This is a genomic window from Cobetia sp. 10Alg 146 (assembly GCF_029846385.1).
In the GTDB taxonomy this organism is placed as follows: Bacteria; Pseudomonadota; Gammaproteobacteria; order Pseudomonadales; family Halomonadaceae; genus Cobetia; species Cobetia marina.
Map to the genome: position 1 here is coordinate 1 of NZ_JARWKT010000006.1, position 16485 is coordinate 16485.

Sequence of the window (16485 nt, forward strand, 5' to 3'; positions counted from 1 at the left end):
CAGCCCAGCTGCAGGGGCGGTTCTCTTTGTGCGCGGAAAAAGTCGTGCTCGGAGAAGTGGTGCTCGGAGAAGTTGCGCAGAAAGTCCTGCGTGCGAAATAGCAGTGGGCGAAAGAAAAGAGCGAGAGGAAAGCTCTGCGTGAGCAACGTGCATATGCCACAAGAAGGCCCCTGTCGAGATATCGACAGGGGCCTTTTGTCTTCGGGGCCTTTTGTCTTCAGAGCCAGTGAAGTTTCAGCGCGCCATCACATCAGGGCGAGACTTCGTAGAGCTCGATGGGCGTACCGTCAGGGTCTGCCAGGAAGGTGAAGCGGGCGCCGGTGTATTCATCGACACGTATCGGCTCTGGCGTGGCGCCACGGGCGATCAGCAGCTCGACACAGGTGTCGATGTCCTCGGTTGCCAGCGCCAGGTGACGCAGCCCACAGGCTTCCGGATAGCTTGGGCGCTCAGGCGGTGACGGGAAGGAGAACAGCTCCAGCTGGATACCGCCCGGCAAGCGCAGGTCGAGCTTGTAGCTGTCGCGGGCTTCACGATAGGCCTCGTGGATCACCTGCGCATCCATGACCTCGAGATAGAAGCGCCTGGCGCGTGGGTAATCAGCGGTGATGAGTGCCACGTGATGCACTCGCGTCAAAGGCAGGCGCGCTGTCGAAGTGGCACTTGATGCCATGGTGGGACGTTCCGTTGTCATATGGTTGCTCCTGCTGAGAGTCTTCGGTGGCGAATGCCCGAGTGACATCCTGATGAAAGAAGGCGCCCAGTGGGCGCCTTCTTTCATTGAACCCATCACGGGTCATGCTGTGCGCTATCTCAACGACACAGGGTTTCCAGTGCTTCGATCAGGCTGTCCATCTCGGCATCGGTGCCGATGCTGATGCGCAGATGGTCGCGTAGCGCATCGGTATTGAAGTGGCGGACCAGGATGCCCTGCTCGCGAAGGCCGATGAACAGCTTGCCGGCATCATGGGTCGGGTGAGTCGCCAGCACGAAGTTGGTCTGTGACGGCAGGATCTCGAAGCCCAATGCGGCCATGCGATCGCGCGTCTGCTCACGGGTAGTGATGACGCGGGTGCGGCACTCATCGAAATAGGCGGGATCACTGAGCGCGGCGACGCCGACCTGCTCGGCCAGACAATCGATGGGGTAGGAATTGAAGGAGTCCTTCACGCGCTCCAGGCCCTCGATCAGCTCCCGCGAGGCCACGGCATAGCCAAGGCGAATGCCCGCCAGGCTACGCGACTTCGAGAAAGTGCCTGACACGACCAGATTCGGATACTGATGAATCAGCGGGATGGCGCTTTCCCCCCCGAAGTCCACGTAAGCCTCATCCACCAGCACCACGCTCTGCGGGTTGCGCTCCAGCAGCGCGGCAATCGCCTTGCGGCCATGGCCATGCCCTGTCGGGGCATTGGGGTTGGCGAAGATGATGCCGCCATTGTCACTGCCGAAGGCTTCGAGATCGACTTCCCAGTTGTCGGTCAGCGCGATGCTGCGTGATTCGATGCCATACATGCGGCAGTAGACAGGATAGAAGCTGTAGCTGATGGAGGGCAGCAGCAGCGGCTTGTTCTGACGGAAGAAGGCCTGGAAGGCCAGCGCCAGCACCTCGTCGGAGCCATTGCCGACGAAGACTTCCTCTGCGGCCACATGGAAGGTCTCGGCCAGGGCGGCGCGCAGCGAGCTGGAACTCGGGTCCGGGTAGCGACGCAGGTCAGAGGCATTGAACTCGCGCAGCGTCTGTTCCACGGCCGGGGCCGGCGGGTAGGGGTTTTCATTGGTGTTCAGCTTGATCAGCTGCTCACGCGGTTGTTCGCCGGGGACGTAGGGGGTCAGGTCGTGGACCTGTGGGCTCCAGTACTTGCTCATGATTTCTCGCCGCTGGTGACAGTGCATGACCCGTGTCATGGATAGGTTTCATGTTGCCCGCTGGATCGTCGCGGTACAAGCATCGGCAGGCTCTCGCATGAGTCGCGAGGATGCCGCGTGGCGCGACCTGGCGCATTGTTGCCATCCCAGCATTATTCTCATGCACCGCGTGCGCTTGAAGCATCGGCTGGCGCACCGCATGTCACTGGCATGCCCGCCCGGTTCGCCCGAAGCGGCGGCTGGCGAAAGAACAGAGACTCAAGGAGCACCGATGACTGCCAACACCAAGGCCCCGTACGCCGACACCCTGCTTGATCCGGTCACGCTCGGTGACCTGACCCTGCCCAATCGTATCCTGATGGCGCCACTGACCCGAGCGCGCACCCCGGACAGCATTCCCGGTGAGCTTCAGGAGGTCTACTACGGACAGCGTGCCGGCGCCGGCCTGATCATCAGCGAGGCGACCAACATCTCGCCGACCGCGCGTGGTTACGTCTACACGCCGGGTATCTGGACGGATGAGCAGGAAGCCGGCTGGAAGGGCGTCGTCGAGGCAGTGCACGCCAAGGGCGGACGCATGGCGCTTCAGCTGTGGCATGTCGGGCGTGTCTCGCACGAGATGGTGCAGCCGGATGGCCAGCCACCGGTCGCGCCCAGCGCCCTGCGTGGTGAAGGCGCCCAGTGCTTCGTCGAGTTCGAGGATGGCAGTAGTGGTCGCCACCCCACCAGCACGCCGCGTGCGCTGGAGACGGAGGAAATCCCCCAGCTGGTCGAGGACTATCGTCAGGCTGCCGTGCGCGCCAAGCGTGCCGGCTTCGACATTATCGAGGTGCATGCCGCCAACGCCTATCTGCTCAACCAGTTCATGGCCACCGGCACCAACCAGCGCACCGACCAGTACGGTGGTTCGGTCGAGAATCGTGCGCGTCTGACACTGGAAGTCGTCGATGCCGTCGCCGAGGTCTTCGGGCCGGAGCGCACCGGCATTCGTCTGACGCCCTTCATCGAGATCTTCGGTCTCACCGATGACGAGCCGGAAGAGATGGCCTTCTACATGGCAGACCAGCTCTCCAGACGTGGCATTGCCTACGTGCACGTCAACGAGCCGGACTGGGCCGGCGGCGACGTCAAGTTTACCGATGACTTCCGCCGCGCACTGCGGGAGCGCGTCAAGGGCGCGCTGATCTTCTGCGGTCATTACGATGGGGAGCGTGCGGCACGCATCATCGACGAGGGCATTGCGGATGCCGTCGCCATCGGGCGCCCCTATATCGCCAATCCGGACCTGGTCGAACGCCTGCGTCTGGATGCGCCGCTCAACGAGCAGGATCCTGATACCTTCTACGGCGGCGGTGCCGAGGGCTACACCGATTATCCCTTCCGCGACAACGGGCATGATCGCCGTGGCTGAGGCCGACATGATTTAGCGAATGGCGTTCGATAAACGCCATCGGGGGGTGGCCTCACGGGGCTGATACCCGCTATTCTTGAGCGTGGAAGCTCGTGAGCGGTCCGTCTGTCGAGGCAGTCGGGCCGCTCGCCGTCGATAGCGCTGACGCTGCTATCGAATCATCGCCTTAAGGAGGATTCAATGCAGATCAGGACTCTGATGGTGGGAGCCGCGCTGATGGTCGGTCTCGCCGGGTGCGCATCAACGGCCCAGACGACGGATGGTGCCGCTGCCAATGACGCCACCGAGACAGCCAGCGAGCAGGTTGCCGTCTACAAGGGCACCCTGCCGTGTCGTCGTTGCACGGGCATTGACCTCGATGTGCGTCTCAAGGGAGCGGAAGATGCTGCCCCGGAAGCGCGTACCTTCAGTCTCGATGCCACCTATCGCGATCATCCGCAGCAGCCCGCGCCGGAGCACTACGAGGGGCAGTGGGATGTGCTGTCAGGTACGGTGACCGACCCGAATGCCACCGTCTATGAGTTGACGCCGAATGGCGAGGGCCAGACCTACTACTTCCTGCGCCTGGACCCCCAGACACTGGAACTGGTCGACCCGCAGAAGCGCCGCTTCCAGAACGGCGAGACACTGCGTCTCAAGCGCGAGTGATGCCACCGCGTGTCATGCACGCGTGAGGTGACAGCAAGGCGGCGCAAGCCGCCTTGCTTGTGTCTGGCATCCGTGTCGGACGTTCGCATCGAGCGCCCCTGCCTGGTGCCATCGGGCGATGCGGGGCATGGGTGCCATGCCGGGCGACGTGGTCCGAAATCATTACTCCCTGACAGGATGGTCTGATGGCGAAAGCAAAGAGCGCCTTCGTATGTACCGAGTGCGGTAGCGAATTCTCGAAGTGGCAGGGGCAGTGCAGCGGCTGTCGCGAGTGGAATACCCTGCAGGAGATTCGGGTCGGTGCCACGGTATTGCCGGGGGCTGCGCCGGCTGCCGGGGGCATCAGCACTGGCGGGGCGTCACGTGGCGCCACCAGCGCCAGAGGCGGCTATGCCGGCACGCTGAGTGACAACGTGACGGATCTGTCCAACGTCTCGCTGGCCGAAGTGCCGCGCTTCTCCTCGACCTTCGGTGAGTTTGATCGCGTGCTTGGCGGCGGTCTGGTGCCTGGCTCCGCCGTATTGCTCGGCGGGCACCCCGGCGCCGGCAAGTCGACGCTGCTGCTGCAGACCGCCTGCAAGCTGGCGCAGCACAAGCGTTCGCTCTACGTCACCGGTGAAGAGTCGCTGTCGCAGGTGGCGATGCGTGCCCATCGACTGCAGCTCCCGACCCAGGGACTCAAGATGCTGGCCGAGACCAGTGTCGAGACGATTCTGGCCACCGCCGAGCGCGAGAAGCCGGAAGTGCTGATCATCGATTCCATCCAGACCATGCACCTGGAGGATCTGTCCTCCGCGCCGGGGGGCGTCTCGCAGGTGCGTGAGTCCGCCGCGGCGTTGACGCGTTTCGCCAAGCGGACCAACACCGTATTGCTGCTGGTCGGGCACGTGACCAAGGATGGCTCGCTGGCCGGCCCCAAGGTATTGGAGCACATGATCGATGCCTCCCTGTTGCTGGAAGGGGATGGTGATTCGCGCTTTCGCACCCTGCGCGGACAGAAGAACCGCTTCGGCGCGGTCAATGAGCTGGGCGTGTTCGCCATGGTCGAGCTTGGCCTGAAGGAGGTGAAGAACCCCAGTGCGATCTTCCTGTCACGCAGCGAGGAGCAATCCTCCGGCAGCCTGGTGATGGTGGTCTGGGAAGGGACTCGGCCGATCCTGATCGAGGTCCAGGCGTTGCTGGACGATTCGCCGCTGGGCAATCCCCGGCGCGTCGCGGTCGGTCTGGATGGCAATCGACTCTCGATGTTGCTGGCCGTGCTCAACAAGCACGGCGGCCTGTTCACCGGCGATCAGGATGTCTTCCTGAATGTGGTGGGCGGGGTCAAGGTACTCGAGACCAGCGCCGACCTCGCGGTGCTGTGTGCGGTGGTATCCAGTCTGCAGAACCGCCCGCTGCCGCGCGAACTGGTGGTGTTCGGTGAAGTCGGCCTGTCCGGCGAGATCCGTCCGGTGCCCAGTGGGCAGGAGCGCATCGTCGAGGCCGCCAAGCATGGCTTCACGCGCGCCATCGTGCCCAAGGGCAATGCCCCCAAGAATCCGCCCAAGGGCATGACGATCGTCGCGGTCGACAAGTTGTCCCAGGCGCTGGAGGCCCTGTGATGGCTGCCGGCAGCTGCCACGCGCAAGCCTTCCGGTGACATTCCGCCTGAAACGCACAAGGCCAGCCTCGCGGCTGGCCTTGTGCATATGGGATTGCCACTGGGCGTGATGTCAGTCCTGGCTGTCAGCCTGACGGGCGGCGTGAGCGCAGGCCTTTAGGCGTGCGACCAGCTGTTCGACGCCACGCTCGCGCATCAGCGCCTCGTTGCGCGCCGGCACCTCTTCCACATCCCCCGAATAGGCATTGATCGCCGCTTCGACCGAGCTTTCCCGCAGCAGGTGCAGCATCGGGAAGGGCGAGCGGTTGGTGTAGTTCGCGGCGTCGTCTTCCTCGGTATCCTCGAAGACATAGTCCGGATGGAAGCTGGCCAGCTGATAGATGCCCTCATAGCCCTGCATCTCGAGCAGTGCCTCAGCGTAATCCAGCAGCTCCAGATAGGCATCGAAGTCGCGGAAGCCATCCTTGAAGATCACCAGGGTGGTTTCGGCATCGCGATTGGCATCGAGGTTGAGGAGTTCATCGCCGAGTGCCTGCAGGCAACGCTCGAGTCCCGCGCCGGGGATGACTGCGTACTGGACGCTGTTGCGCGCCACTTCACGTGCCGCGAATGGGCATAGATTGTCCGCGATGATGTGCGTCTCGACCCACTGGCGGGTGGTCTCGATGGCCTCGGCCTCACTGACCTCAAGTGCAGGCGTATAGCCGGCCGACGGGGTGGAAGAGGTGGTGTCAGCAGGCGTAGCGTCGGTGGTCATGGCGTCAGGGTCCGCAGCGGTGTCAGGAGGGTGCATTGTCACTGCTCATGCCGGCCATGGCCAGTCCGGATTGGCAGCGCGCCACGATTGTCGCCGGTATCGCTACCGACAAAGGGAGCCCCGGGCCGGCGAGTACGGTTCGCTGACACGCTGTTTCATCAGCGTATTCAGGGATAGACTTGCCGGGGCCGGACGTCGCCACGCCCGGCCCCGGCATCGTTTCTTCACGGAGGCGATGGCCTCTCCCGCAGCCCACGCACCTTCATGGAGGCACTTCTTGCCCGCTGACAATCCACCGCCACGCCAGCCTGCCGATGATGCCTCTGCCACGTCGAGTGCCACGGCATACCGCCTGTCACGCCTGCTGCCGTTTCTGGGCTGGATGCGCCAGCTGTCGCCGAGAGATGCGCGCGCGGACCTGATCGCCGGGCTGAGCGGTGCGGTGCTGGTACTGCCTCAGGGGGTGGCCTACGCGCTGATCGCGGGGTTGCCCCCGGCGCATGGACTCTATGCCGCCATCGTGGTCGCGATCATCGCCGGACTCTTCGGCTGCTCGCGTCATATGGTCAGCGGGCCGGCCGCCGCCATCTCGATGGTGGTCTTCGGTACCGTCTCGACCCTGGCCACCCCCGGCAGTCCGGAATACCTGCCGCTGGTGCTGGCGCTGACCTGCATGGTCGGCATCATCCAGCTCGCACTCGGGCTGCTGCGCATGGGGGCGCTGGTCAATCTGATCTCGCATACCGTGGTGATCGGCTTCACCGCCGGTGCCGGCGTATTGATCGCCACCAGTCAGCTCAAGCATCTGTTCGGTATCGCGCTGGGAGATGCCTCGAGCTTCCTCGGCACCTGGTGGGCATTGCTTGGGCACCTGGAAGACACCTCGTGGGCGACCCTGATCACCGGCCTCAGTACGCTCGCCAGTGCCTTGCTGGTGCGACGGGTGAATCGCAGACTGCCGTGGATGCTGGTCGCGATGGCCGTCGGTTGCGGGGTTGCGGCATTGCTGGGTGGCAGCGAGGCAGGCATCCCGATGGTGGGGGCTCTCTCCGGCAGCCTGCCGCCGCTTTCTCTGCCGCCACTGGGGTTTGACACCCTGCGCTCGCTGGGCGGTGCGGCCTTTGCGCTGGCGGTTCTCGGCCTGATCGAGGCGGTCTCCATCGCCCGCGCCATCGGGGTGCGCTCGCACCAGCGCATCGATGGCAATCAGGAGTTCATCGGCCAGGGGCTGTCGAATCTGGTCGGCAGCTTCTTCTCGTGCTTCGCCGGCTCCGGCTCCTTCACCCGTTCAGGGGCCAACTACGATGCCGGCGCCCGCACGCCGCTGTCGGTGATGATCGCGGCCCTGATCGTGCTGGCGGTGCTGTTGCTGGTGCCGAATGTCACGGCCTGGCTGCCATTGCCCGCCATGGCGGGCCTGATCATGGTGATCGCCGCCAACCTGATCGAATTCAGTCATATCCGTCAGATTCTCACCGTCAGCCGCGAGGAAGCGGTGGTGCTGGTGATCACCTTCCTCGCCACGCTGCTGCTGCCGCTTGAGTTCGCCATCTTCGCCGGCGTGCTGGTGTCGCTGGTGCTGTATCTGAATCGCACCTCGCGTCCACGTCTGGTGGAAATGGCACCGGACCCCGAACACCCGGAGCTGGGCGTGCGCAATGCCGAGCGCTATCAGCTGACCCAATGCCGTGAGGTCGTCATCCTGCGAGTGGATGGCTCGCTGTTCTTCGGCGCGGTGGACCACGTCCAGCGCAAGCTGGCGCGCTATACCGGCAAGCACGTCATCCTGCTCGGCACCGGCTGCAACTTCATCGACATCGCGGGGGCCGAGATGCTCGAGATCGAGCAGCGCCGCCTACAGGATGCCGGCGGCAGCCTGAGCATGTGCGGCTTCCGACGCTACGCGCTGGAAGTGATGGAGCGCGGAGGCTTCCTTGAGCGCATGGGGGATGAGCACTACTTTCATACTGCCGAGGCGGCCATTGCCGCGCTGCGCGAGGCAGTGTCCGAGGCGCATCGGCCACACGACGGTGAGCCGGCCGCATGTGCGTCCTGCCCGCTGTTCGGCCCTGACAGCATCGGCCCGAGCCAGGGCATTCGCCTGACGCCGCCGCTGGCCTGAGCGGGTGGTGCGACAGCTGACAGGGCGAGAGTTGGCGGCACGCGAGACGGCAAGGCTGGGGGCCATGTCGTGCATGCGATAGAATGCCTGCCATCGATGTGCCGGGTGCGAGTCGCCGGCCATTGCCTCATTTCCGTTTTCCTGTCGAGAGATGCCCATGAGTTTGCCCACCGTGGCGGCCAGCTGCGATCTGATTCGCGATGGCCGTCCGCTGATCGATGTGCGTGCACCGATCGAATTTGCGGCCGGCTCCCTGCCGGGGGCCGTCAACCTTCCGCTGATGGATGACGAGGAACGTCACCGGGTCGGTCTGCAGTACAAGCAGGTCGGCCCGGAGTCGGCGGTGCATCTGGGTCATCAGCTGGTCAGTGGCGGGATCAAGCGCGCCAGGATTCGTGCCTGGGTCGAGCACGTCGAGCGCCATCCCGAGGCGATTCTCTACTGCTTCCGGGGCGGCATGCGCTCTCAGCTCAGCCAGCAATGGTTGAAGGAGGCAGGCATCGAGCGCCCGCGGATCGCCGGGGGCTGGAAGGCCATGCGTCAGCAGCTTTGCCAGCATATCGATGAGCGCGTCGAGCAGGCCCCGATGCTGCTGATCGGCGGCCTGACCGGCTGCGCCAAGACCGAGCTGATCCATGCGCTCGACAATGGCATCGACCTGGAAGGCTGCGCGCGCCACAAGGGCTCGGCCTTCGGCCGTCACCCCTTCCCGGCACCGAGCCAGATCGACTTCGAGCATCGCATCAGCGCCGAGATGCTGTCACTGGCCGCGGACGCGCCCACCGTCATGGAAGATGAGTCGCGCTTCATCGGCAGCGTCAACATTCCGCTGCAGGCATGGCGCGCGATGGAGGCTGCCCCGCTGGTGAGAGTCGAGATGCCACTGGACTGGCGACTGGTGCAGATTCAGAAGGACTACATCGAAGGGCTGTGGGCCACCTACAGCGGGCACTATGGTGACTTCCTTGGCTGGGCACTGCTGCAGCGTCAGCTGCGTCAGGCGTTGCTGCGTCTGCGCAAGCGGTTGGGCAGTGCACGTCTGGCGCGCCTGATTCGCATGCAGGACATCGCCTTCCGTGAACACAAGCGCGGCAATCCCACTGCCCATGAGGGCTGGCTGGCCCCGCTGCTCAGCGAATACTACGACCCCATGTACCGTTATCAGCTCGAGAAGCACGAGCGTACCTTCCTGCATGTCGGCGACTGGGACAACACGCTCGCCTTCGTGCGTGACTGGAGCGCCACGCATCGCTGGCAGCGCTGAGTCGTCGTAGGGCCTCAGCGCCGCCCGGGAGCACCTCAGGCGTCGAGCCAGTCCACCAGCAGGCGGTCCAGCAGGGCGGCCTGCCGATCAAAGCGCTTCGGGTCTTCCAGCAGCGTGTCTTCTGACTGCACTCCGCGACCCTCATTCGGGGCGGGGTGATGCCGGAGACGGTCACGCGTTGCGCCGGCATCCAGATGGGGATGGAAGTTGAGCGCCAGCACCCGGCCAGCATCCCAGCTGAATCCGGCGATCGGGGTATGCTCACCGCTGGCCAGCAGCTCGCAATCCTCCGGCAGGCCACAGATCTCCTCATGCCACAGCAGCGTCTCGAATTCGGCGGGCAGTCCCACGGGACACTCGTCACTGCGCGTGAGCGTGGCCCAGCGACGCTGCGGCACCACGGCCGGAGACACGATGGCGCCGAGTTGCTCGGCGATGAGGCGCGCGCCCAGCCCGATGCCCAGTACGGGGCGGTTGCTGTTGAGCGCGCGGCGAATCAGCTTGCGCTGCAGGCGCAGTGGCTGTGATTGGGCGCTCTCGGCACCTGACAATGGCTGAGGGCCATCCAGGATCACCAGCGCCTGGAAATCGTCGATGCCGGGGAGCGTCTCGCCATCCAGCGGGAAGCTGGTGTTGTAGCTGTGGCCCATGCCGACAAGCCAGTCGCTCAGGCGTACGGAGTCCTGCCAGCCTTGTGATCGTGGCAGGGCATCAGTCGCTGAGTGAGGCGCTGCGTCGGGGATAAGGCCTTGATGTATGAAGTAAAGGTGCATGGCGTCATCATGCGTCAGCCATCTGGCAGCGTAAAGACCCGAGGTCTGCGCTCGTGTGCCCCTGATGCCCGCCATTGCGCAGCGCGCAGGTGGAGGTATCGTGCTGGATGAGCTTGATCACAAACAGGGGAGAGCGTGATGCGTGCTGAACTGCTCGAGCAGATATACACCGTGGTGGCGCAGATTCCGGCAGGGCGAATCACGACCTACGGGCGAATCGCCAGCATGACCGATGGTGCCACCGCACGCATGGTCGGCTCGGCCATGCGCCATCTGCCGGATGGCCATCAATTGCCCTGGCATCGGGTGATCAATGCCTCGCTCAAGGTCACCGACCACGGTGGCGCGGTGCGTCAGCGCGAGAAACTGCGCAGCGAAGGCGTGCTGTTCGATGCTGTCGGCCGCGTGCCCAGAGAATGTCTGTGGCCGTGAATCTCGCCGCGGCAAAGTCTCGTTCGTCAGACCGCCTGAGTGCGCTACCCTAACGCATGTCCCATGCCATCTGTGGCGGGCTGTCGGCTGGCGGATTTCCCCTCCCGACATGTGCCCCGCCTCTTTGAAAAGTGAAGTGAGAAGAGAGCCGTCATGACTCAGCCTGTTCCTGGTTTCCGCGCGCGTCTGGAAGCGCTGGCCCCCGTTCGCCGTACCGCCTTCATGGCAACGCTGACCGAGCGACTCCTGCCCAATGCCGGCTTCTACGCCGAGGCCAATGGCACCGCCAGCGCGCTGGAGACCACGCGCGAGTTGCGCAAGCTGCTGGACCTCGTCTGGGAGCAGCTGCGCGTTCGCGATGCCAAGATCGATTTCTCGCTGCAGGCCGAGAAGGTCACGGCCTTCGAGCCCGACGAGCATGACGACAGCTTCGGTGCGCGCCGTGCACTGGAAGCCGTCATGGCGCTGACCGCCTGCATCGATGTGCTGATCAGTGAGGAGCCGGAAGCCGCGCTCAAGGTCAGTCGCCTGTCCGCCGATGGCGTTCGCGCGCTGATCGACCTGCAGGCCGGTGAGGGCATCGAGCAGGAAGCGCTGGAAGCCATGATTCGCGAACATCCGCTGATGGTCGATGAGCGCGACTTCCAGGACGCCGTGCTGGAGAGTGTCGAGGCTCCGCGTCTTGAGCGTGATGACTGGCGAGCGCTCAAGCGGCTGGGGCGTAACGAGGATGTCAGCAATCTGGGGCTATCCTTGCAGGAATGAGCCCCCGGAAGACCGGGTGAGCGAGCCTGCCCGGCTGACACTGGCAGCCAGGCCATTCCCTTGGAGAGACAGATGGGCAAGACGAGTCAGATGCTTTCCCGCACAGGCGTTGATCCCTTGAATGGCCTGATCCTCGCGCATCTCGAGTCAATGCAGCAGCATCTGGCGCAGGCGACGCTCACCGCGCAGGAGGTCCATGCGCTGCGCGTCGACTGCAAGCAGCTGCGGGGCTGGTGGCAACTGCGACGTGAGTCACTGGGCAAGGCGGCGGTGAGTGAGCATCAGGCGCGTCCGCGCGCCATCGCCAGGGCATTGGCCGGCCCGCGTGAGGCGCGCATGCTGCGCAAGACCCATGCGCGCGCCTATGCCTGGGTGGATGAGCGTAGCCAGCGTCTGCTGGATGCGCTGCGTCCGGGGCTGATCAGTACCGCATTGAGCGAGTCGGTGGCGGAGCTGGATCACGCACCTCTGAAACGGCTGCTGAGCGACGAGATGGCCGCCTGGCAGGCCGCTCCGCTGACGGGGGAGGAGCTCACGGCCGGACTGGAATTCAGTCGTCACCGCCTCCACAAGCTGGCGGCGCGGGTGATCAGCAAGCGGGAGATCGAGACGTCCCACCGGCTGCGCAAGTGGATCAAGTACCGCAGGTTCCAGCTGGCACTGGCGCATGCGGCGCTGGGGGAGACGGCAGGGCGTGAACTCGAGTCACCGAGTCGTGGGCGTCGTCGTGAGCCGGAATTGCTCGACAAGGCAGCATCCCGTCTGGGCAATCAGCATGACCTTGCCGAGCTGGCGCTGTGGGTCGGCGAGCGGGTGATGCTGCCCGCCGCCGAGAAGCATCTGGTGGGTGATATTCTGCGACTTGCCGACCAGCGACTCGAGCAGGCGCTCACACCACTGGCGAAGCTGGGCTACGCCTGAGCGCTGTCGTCGCCTGACCTGCGGGTAATGCCTCTGAAGACACGAACGCCGCCATTCCCTGAGGAGTGGCGGCGTTCGTGTATCTGCCTGACGCGAAGGAGATCGCTCAGAGGCGCATCTCGATGCCGCGCTCGGCCATGTAGGCCTTGGCTTGCGGGATGGTGTACTCGGCGAAGTGGAAGATGCTGGCGGCCAGCACCGCATCCGCCCCGCCCTCGAGCACGCCATCCACCAGATGGTCGAGAGTGCCGACCCCACCGGAGGCGATGACCGGCACGCTGACGGCGTCGGAGATGGCGCGTGTCACGCCGAGATCGAAGCCGGCCTTGGTGCCATCGCGGTCCATGCTGGTCAGCAGCAATTCACCGGCGCCCAGCTCGACCATCTTCTTCGCCCACTCGACAGCGTCGAGCCCGGTTGGCTTGCGCCCACCGTGGGTGAAGATTTCCCAGCGCGGAGTCTCGCCCTCTTCGCTGACGCGCTTGGCGTCGATGGCGACCACGATGCACTGGCTGCCGAAGCGGTCCGCCGCTTCACGCACGAAGTCCGGGTTGAACACGGCGGCGGTATTGATCGAGACCTTGTCCGCGCCGGCATTCAGCATGGTGCGGATGTCCTCGCAGGTGCGGATGCCACCACCGACCGTCAGCGGGATGAAGACCTCACCGGCGATGCGCGACACCATGTCGACCGTGGTGCCACGGTTGTCGACGCTGGCGGTGATGTCGAGGAAGGTGATCTCGTCGGCGCCTTGCTCGTTGTAACGCTTGGCGACCTCGACCGGATCACCGGCATCGCGGATGCCGACGAAGTTGACTCCCTTCACGACGCGACCGGCGTCGACGTCCAGACACGGGATGATGCGTTTGGCGAGTGCCATGATCGCTCCCCTCAGGCCGTGCGGCCGGTGATGGCGTCGGACAGCGCCTGTGCTTCGGCGATATCCAGGCTGCCTTCATAGATGGCGCGACCGGTGATGGCGCCGAGGATGCCCTGATCGGCCACTTCGGCCAGGCCACGGATGTCGTCCAGGTTGGTCACGCCGCCGGAGGCGATCACCGGAATGCCGCCTTCGCGGGCCAGCGCCACGGTGGCTTCGATGTTGACGCCCTGCATCATGCCGTCGCGGGCGATGTCGGTGTAGACGATGGAGGACACGCCGTCATTGGCGAAACGCTTGGCAAGCTCGGTCGCCTTGATGGTGGAGACCTCGGCCCAGCCATCGGTGGCCACGAAGCCGTCACGCGCATCGAGACCGACGATGATGCGGCCCGGGAAGGCGCGGCACATCTCGGCGACGAAGGCCGGTTCCTTCACGGCCTTGGTGCCGATGATGACCTGACCGACGCCGGCCTCCAGATAGTGCTCGATGGTCGCGGCATCACGGATGCCACCGCCGATCTGGATCGGCAGCTCCGGGTAGGCGCGGGCGATGCGTGTCACCGCGTCACCATTGACCGGCTTGCCTTCGAAGGCACCGTTGAGATCGACCAGATGCAGGCGGCGACCACCGGCCTCGACCCAGCGCGCGGCCATGGCCAGCGGGTCATCGCCGTAGTTGGTGGAGTCTTCCATGCGGCCTTGCTTCAGGCGTACGCACTGACCGTCCTTGAGATCGATCGCGGGGATTACCAGCATGTCGGGTGTCCTCTCGGCGTGTCTTGGCACGCCTGAATTGTCGTCGGTATATCGAAGGCGGATGAATCGGTACCCGACTCGCAAGGCAGGCACCGACGGTCACGCAGGTGAGCCCTCAGGGCTGCCAGCGGACGAAATTCTCGAGCAGCTTGAGGCCGGCGGCCGCACTCTTCTCCGGGTGGAACTGCACCGCGAACAGGCTGCCCTCACCGATGGCGACGTGCGCCTCGGCACCGGCGTAGTGAGTCGCGCCGAAGACCTGTGAGCGCTCGGCAGCCGAGACATAGAAGCTGTGCACGAAGTAGAAGCGCGAGTTGTCCTCGATGCCTTCCCACAGCGCATGGCCCTGGGTGTGGGCGACGTGGTTCCAGCCCATGTGCGGCACCTTGAGACGCTGGCCGTGTTCGTCCAGCTGCTTGTCATCAAAGCGCTTCACATCGCCCTTGAAGTAGGCGAGGCAATCGATGCCACCGTTCTCTTCACTGCGCTCCATCAGCATCTGCTGACCGACACACACGCCCAGCAGCGGCTTGCTGTGGTTGCTCAGCAGTTCGCCGACCAGCCCGCGCAGTTCGGCGCGCTCAAGCTCGCCCATGCAATCGCGGATGGCGCCCTGACCGGGCAGCACCACGCGGGTCGCACCACGGATGGCGCGCGGGTCACTGGTGATCACGACATTCTCGTCAGCCACATGCTCAAGTGCCTTGGCGACGGAGTGCAGGTTGCCCATGCCATAGTCGATGACGGCAATCGTCATGTCTTTCTCCCGCAGGCCGGAGGGGACTCCGGCATTGGATGTTCATGCAGAGGAAGTGCCACCCGGTGCCCGGCAAGCGGCAATGGCTGGCGACACATCCTCTGGCCGCGCGTCACGACGCTTACAGCGAGCCCTTGGTGGAGGCGATGCGGCCTCCCATGCGCTCGTCCTCTTCCACCGCCATGCGCACGGCACGGCCGAAGGCCTTGAAGATGGTCTCCGCCTGGTGGTGGGCATTGAAGCCCTTGAGGTTGTCGATGTGCAGCGTGGCGCCGGCATGGTTGACGAAGCCCTGGAAGAATTCCCAGAACAGCTGCGTATCGAAACGCCCGATGTTGCCGCGCGTGAACTCGCACTGCATGAACAGGCCCGGGCGACCGGAGAAGTCGATCACCACGCGCGACAGGGCTTCGTCCAGCGGCACGTAGGCATGGCCGTAGCGGCGGATGCCGGCCTTGTTGCCCAGCGCCTGCGCGAAGGCCTGGCCGAGAGTGATGCCGATGTCCTCGACGGTGTGGTGGTCGTCGATGTGCAGATCACCGTCGCAGTCGACGTCGATGTCGATCACGCCGTGACGGGCGATCTGGTCCATCATGTGTTCGAGGAAGGGCACGCCGGTGTTGGCGCTCAGCTTGCCTTCGCCGTCCAGATTGATGCGAACCCGAATCTTGGTTTCCGAGGTGTTGCGATGAACCTCGGCGATACGCTCTGCCATGATGTCTCTCCAGCGGTCGGTGACCTCACCGCGGCTTCGGGGCTGATGAGGTCTGGCGCAGTCTGGGGCCTGGGTGTGAGAGGCGTATGTCCAGTCCGGCCGGGAAGTGCGCATCATGTGGTTGTTGTCATGTGATGTCGCAAGTGAAAGCGTGATCCAGTGACGTTGTCGAGGTTGCGGGTCACTGATCGATGGCAGACGCGTCGTCCTTGCCTGCCCAGCCAGTCATTATAGAGAAAGGACAACGGCATCCGCTACAATGGCGGGCATTCATATCGCGGGCGAGGATCTCACCATGCCGGTCACTCTTCAGATGATCGATCACGCACGCTGGCAGGCCGATGAGCAAGTGCGCATCGACCTGTCACGCATCTATCACGAAGCCCCCGGTGAACGCCTGCCACTCGCGCCGGATGAGTTCATTCAGGCCAGCCTGGAGACCGGTCATCGCTTCTGCACCGCCTTCTTCAATGATCGCCATATCGGCGCCCTGCTGTGCGAGGACGATGGAAGGGCATGGCGCATCCGTCATTGCTGCGTGCGCAAGAGCACCCGGCGACGCGGGGTGGGAACGCGCCTGATGGCATTGATGTCGCTGGAAGCGGCGGCGCGTGAGCGCCTGCTGGTCGTGCCGGATCAAGGATTGACGCTGGCTGACGAGCTTCTGCTGTCGCGGCTCGGTTACGTGAAGGATGCCGAGCAGCAAGGCTTCGTGCTGGCCCAGACAGATAGCGAAAGCTGACGGCTGGACCGGCGTGACAGGAACTGATGACGCCGGGGCCTGTCCACCGCAGGTGAACGTTGACGCTGGCG

The 16485-nt window shown here is 64.5% G+C and carries 17 protein-coding genes; 9 read left to right on the forward strand and 8 right to left on the reverse strand.

What is annotated here, in order from left to right:
• Window positions 1–250 precede the first annotated feature (250 nt).
• The gene (locus QD172_RS11600) at window positions 251–694 is read right to left on the reverse strand and encodes a VOC family protein (protein WP_240499622.1); all 444 of its coding nucleotides are present in this window, start codon (window positions 692–694) and stop codon (window positions 251–253) included.
• Between the two features lie 119 nt (window positions 695–813).
• Window positions 814–1869, reverse strand: a complete 1056-nt coding sequence (gene hisC, locus QD172_RS11605) for a histidinol-phosphate transaminase (protein WP_279855807.1) — start codon at window positions 1867–1869, stop codon at window positions 814–816.
• Between the two features lie 271 nt (window positions 1870–2140).
• Between hisC and QD172_RS11610 the strand changes: the two genes are divergently transcribed.
• The 3 genes from QD172_RS11610 to radA all read left to right on the forward strand — a co-directional run bounded on the left by QD172_RS11610 (window position 2141) and on the right by radA (window position 5529).
• Window positions 2141–3280 carry an alkene reductase gene (locus QD172_RS11610; protein ID WP_279855808.1) on the forward strand — a complete coding sequence of 380 codons (1140 nt, stop codon included), beginning with the start codon at window positions 2141–2143 and terminating at the stop codon, window positions 3278–3280.
• Window positions 3281–3460: 180 nt separating this feature from the next.
• Window positions 3461–3928 (forward strand): copper resistance protein NlpE N-terminal domain-containing protein, encoded by a 468-nt coding sequence (locus tag QD172_RS11615; protein ID WP_077378513.1) that lies wholly within the window; start codon window positions 3461–3463, stop codon window positions 3926–3928.
• Between the two features lie 185 nt (window positions 3929–4113).
• Window positions 4114–5529, forward strand: coding sequence for a DNA repair protein RadA (radA, locus tag QD172_RS11620; protein WP_077378515.1), 1416 nt, complete (start codon window positions 4114–4116; stop codon window positions 5527–5529).
• Between the two features lie 111 nt (window positions 5530–5640).
• On the opposite strand, the gene QD172_RS11625 is transcribed toward radA, so the two are convergent.
• Entirely contained in the window at window positions 5641–6285 is a 645-nt protein-coding gene (locus QD172_RS11625; protein WP_084209466.1) for a DUF1415 domain-containing protein, read from the reverse strand.
• A 277-nt stretch (window positions 6286–6562) separates the two neighbouring features.
• On the opposite strand from QD172_RS11625, the gene QD172_RS11630 reads away from it, so the two are divergent.
• Window positions 6563–8407, forward strand: coding sequence for a SulP family inorganic anion transporter (locus QD172_RS11630; protein ID WP_170212667.1), 1845 nt, complete (start codon window positions 6563–6565; stop codon window positions 8405–8407).
• A 157-nt stretch (window positions 8408–8564) separates the two neighbouring features.
• Window positions 8565–9671 (forward strand): tRNA 2-selenouridine(34) synthase MnmH, encoded by a 1107-nt coding sequence (mnmH, locus tag QD172_RS11635; protein ID WP_279855809.1) that lies wholly within the window; start codon window positions 8565–8567, stop codon window positions 9669–9671.
• A 35-nt stretch (window positions 9672–9706) separates the two neighbouring features.
• On the opposite strand, the gene QD172_RS11640 is transcribed toward mnmH, so the two are convergent.
• Entirely contained in the window at window positions 9707–10321 is a 615-nt protein-coding gene (locus tag QD172_RS11640) for a type 1 glutamine amidotransferase (protein ID WP_170877471.1), read from the reverse strand.
• A 258-nt stretch (window positions 10322–10579) separates the two neighbouring features.
• Between QD172_RS11640 and QD172_RS11645 the strand changes: the two genes are divergently transcribed.
• From QD172_RS11645 to QD172_RS11655, 3 genes are all read left to right on the forward strand, one after another.
• Window positions 10580–10876, forward strand: coding sequence for an MGMT family protein (locus tag QD172_RS11645; protein ID WP_077378527.1), 297 nt, complete (start codon window positions 10580–10582; stop codon window positions 10874–10876).
• Between the two features lie 153 nt (window positions 10877–11029).
• Window positions 11030–11641, forward strand: coding sequence for a DUF416 family protein (locus QD172_RS11650; RefSeq protein WP_077378530.1), 612 nt, complete (start codon window positions 11030–11032; stop codon window positions 11639–11641).
• Window positions 11642–11731: 90 nt separating this feature from the next.
• A complete protein-coding gene (locus QD172_RS11655) occupies window positions 11732–12562 on the forward strand; it encodes a CHAD domain-containing protein (RefSeq protein WP_279855810.1) in 831 nt (276 codons plus the stop codon).
• A 106-nt stretch (window positions 12563–12668) separates the two neighbouring features.
• On the opposite strand, the gene hisF is transcribed toward QD172_RS11655, so the two are convergent.
• From hisF to hisB, 4 genes are all read right to left on the reverse strand, one after another.
• Window positions 12669–13442 (reverse strand): imidazole glycerol phosphate synthase subunit HisF, encoded by a 774-nt coding sequence (gene hisF, locus QD172_RS11660; RefSeq protein ID WP_077378537.1) that lies wholly within the window; start codon window positions 13440–13442, stop codon window positions 12669–12671.
• 11 nt (window positions 13443–13453) lie between these two features.
• A complete protein-coding gene (hisA, locus tag QD172_RS11665; RefSeq protein WP_077378540.1) occupies window positions 13454–14200 on the reverse strand; it encodes a 1-(5-phosphoribosyl)-5-[(5-phosphoribosylamino)methylideneamino]imidazole-4-carboxamide isomerase in 747 nt (248 codons plus the stop codon).
• Window positions 14201–14315: 115 nt separating this feature from the next.
• Window positions 14316–14957, reverse strand: coding sequence for an imidazole glycerol phosphate synthase subunit HisH (gene hisH / locus QD172_RS11670; protein ID WP_077378543.1), 642 nt, complete (start codon window positions 14955–14957; stop codon window positions 14316–14318).
• A gap of 121 nt (window positions 14958–15078) precedes the next feature.
• A complete protein-coding gene (gene hisB, locus QD172_RS11675; protein WP_077378545.1) occupies window positions 15079–15672 on the reverse strand; it encodes an imidazoleglycerol-phosphate dehydratase HisB in 594 nt (197 codons plus the stop codon).
• 295 nt (window positions 15673–15967) lie between these two features.
• Here hisB and QD172_RS11680 point away from each other — a divergent pair, with 295 nt between their 5' ends.
• The gene (locus QD172_RS11680; RefSeq protein ID WP_077379332.1) at window positions 15968–16414 is read left to right on the forward strand and encodes an acetyl-CoA sensor PanZ family protein; all 447 of its coding nucleotides are present in this window, start codon (window positions 15968–15970) and stop codon (window positions 16412–16414) included.
• Window positions 16415–16485: the final 71 nt, after the last annotated feature.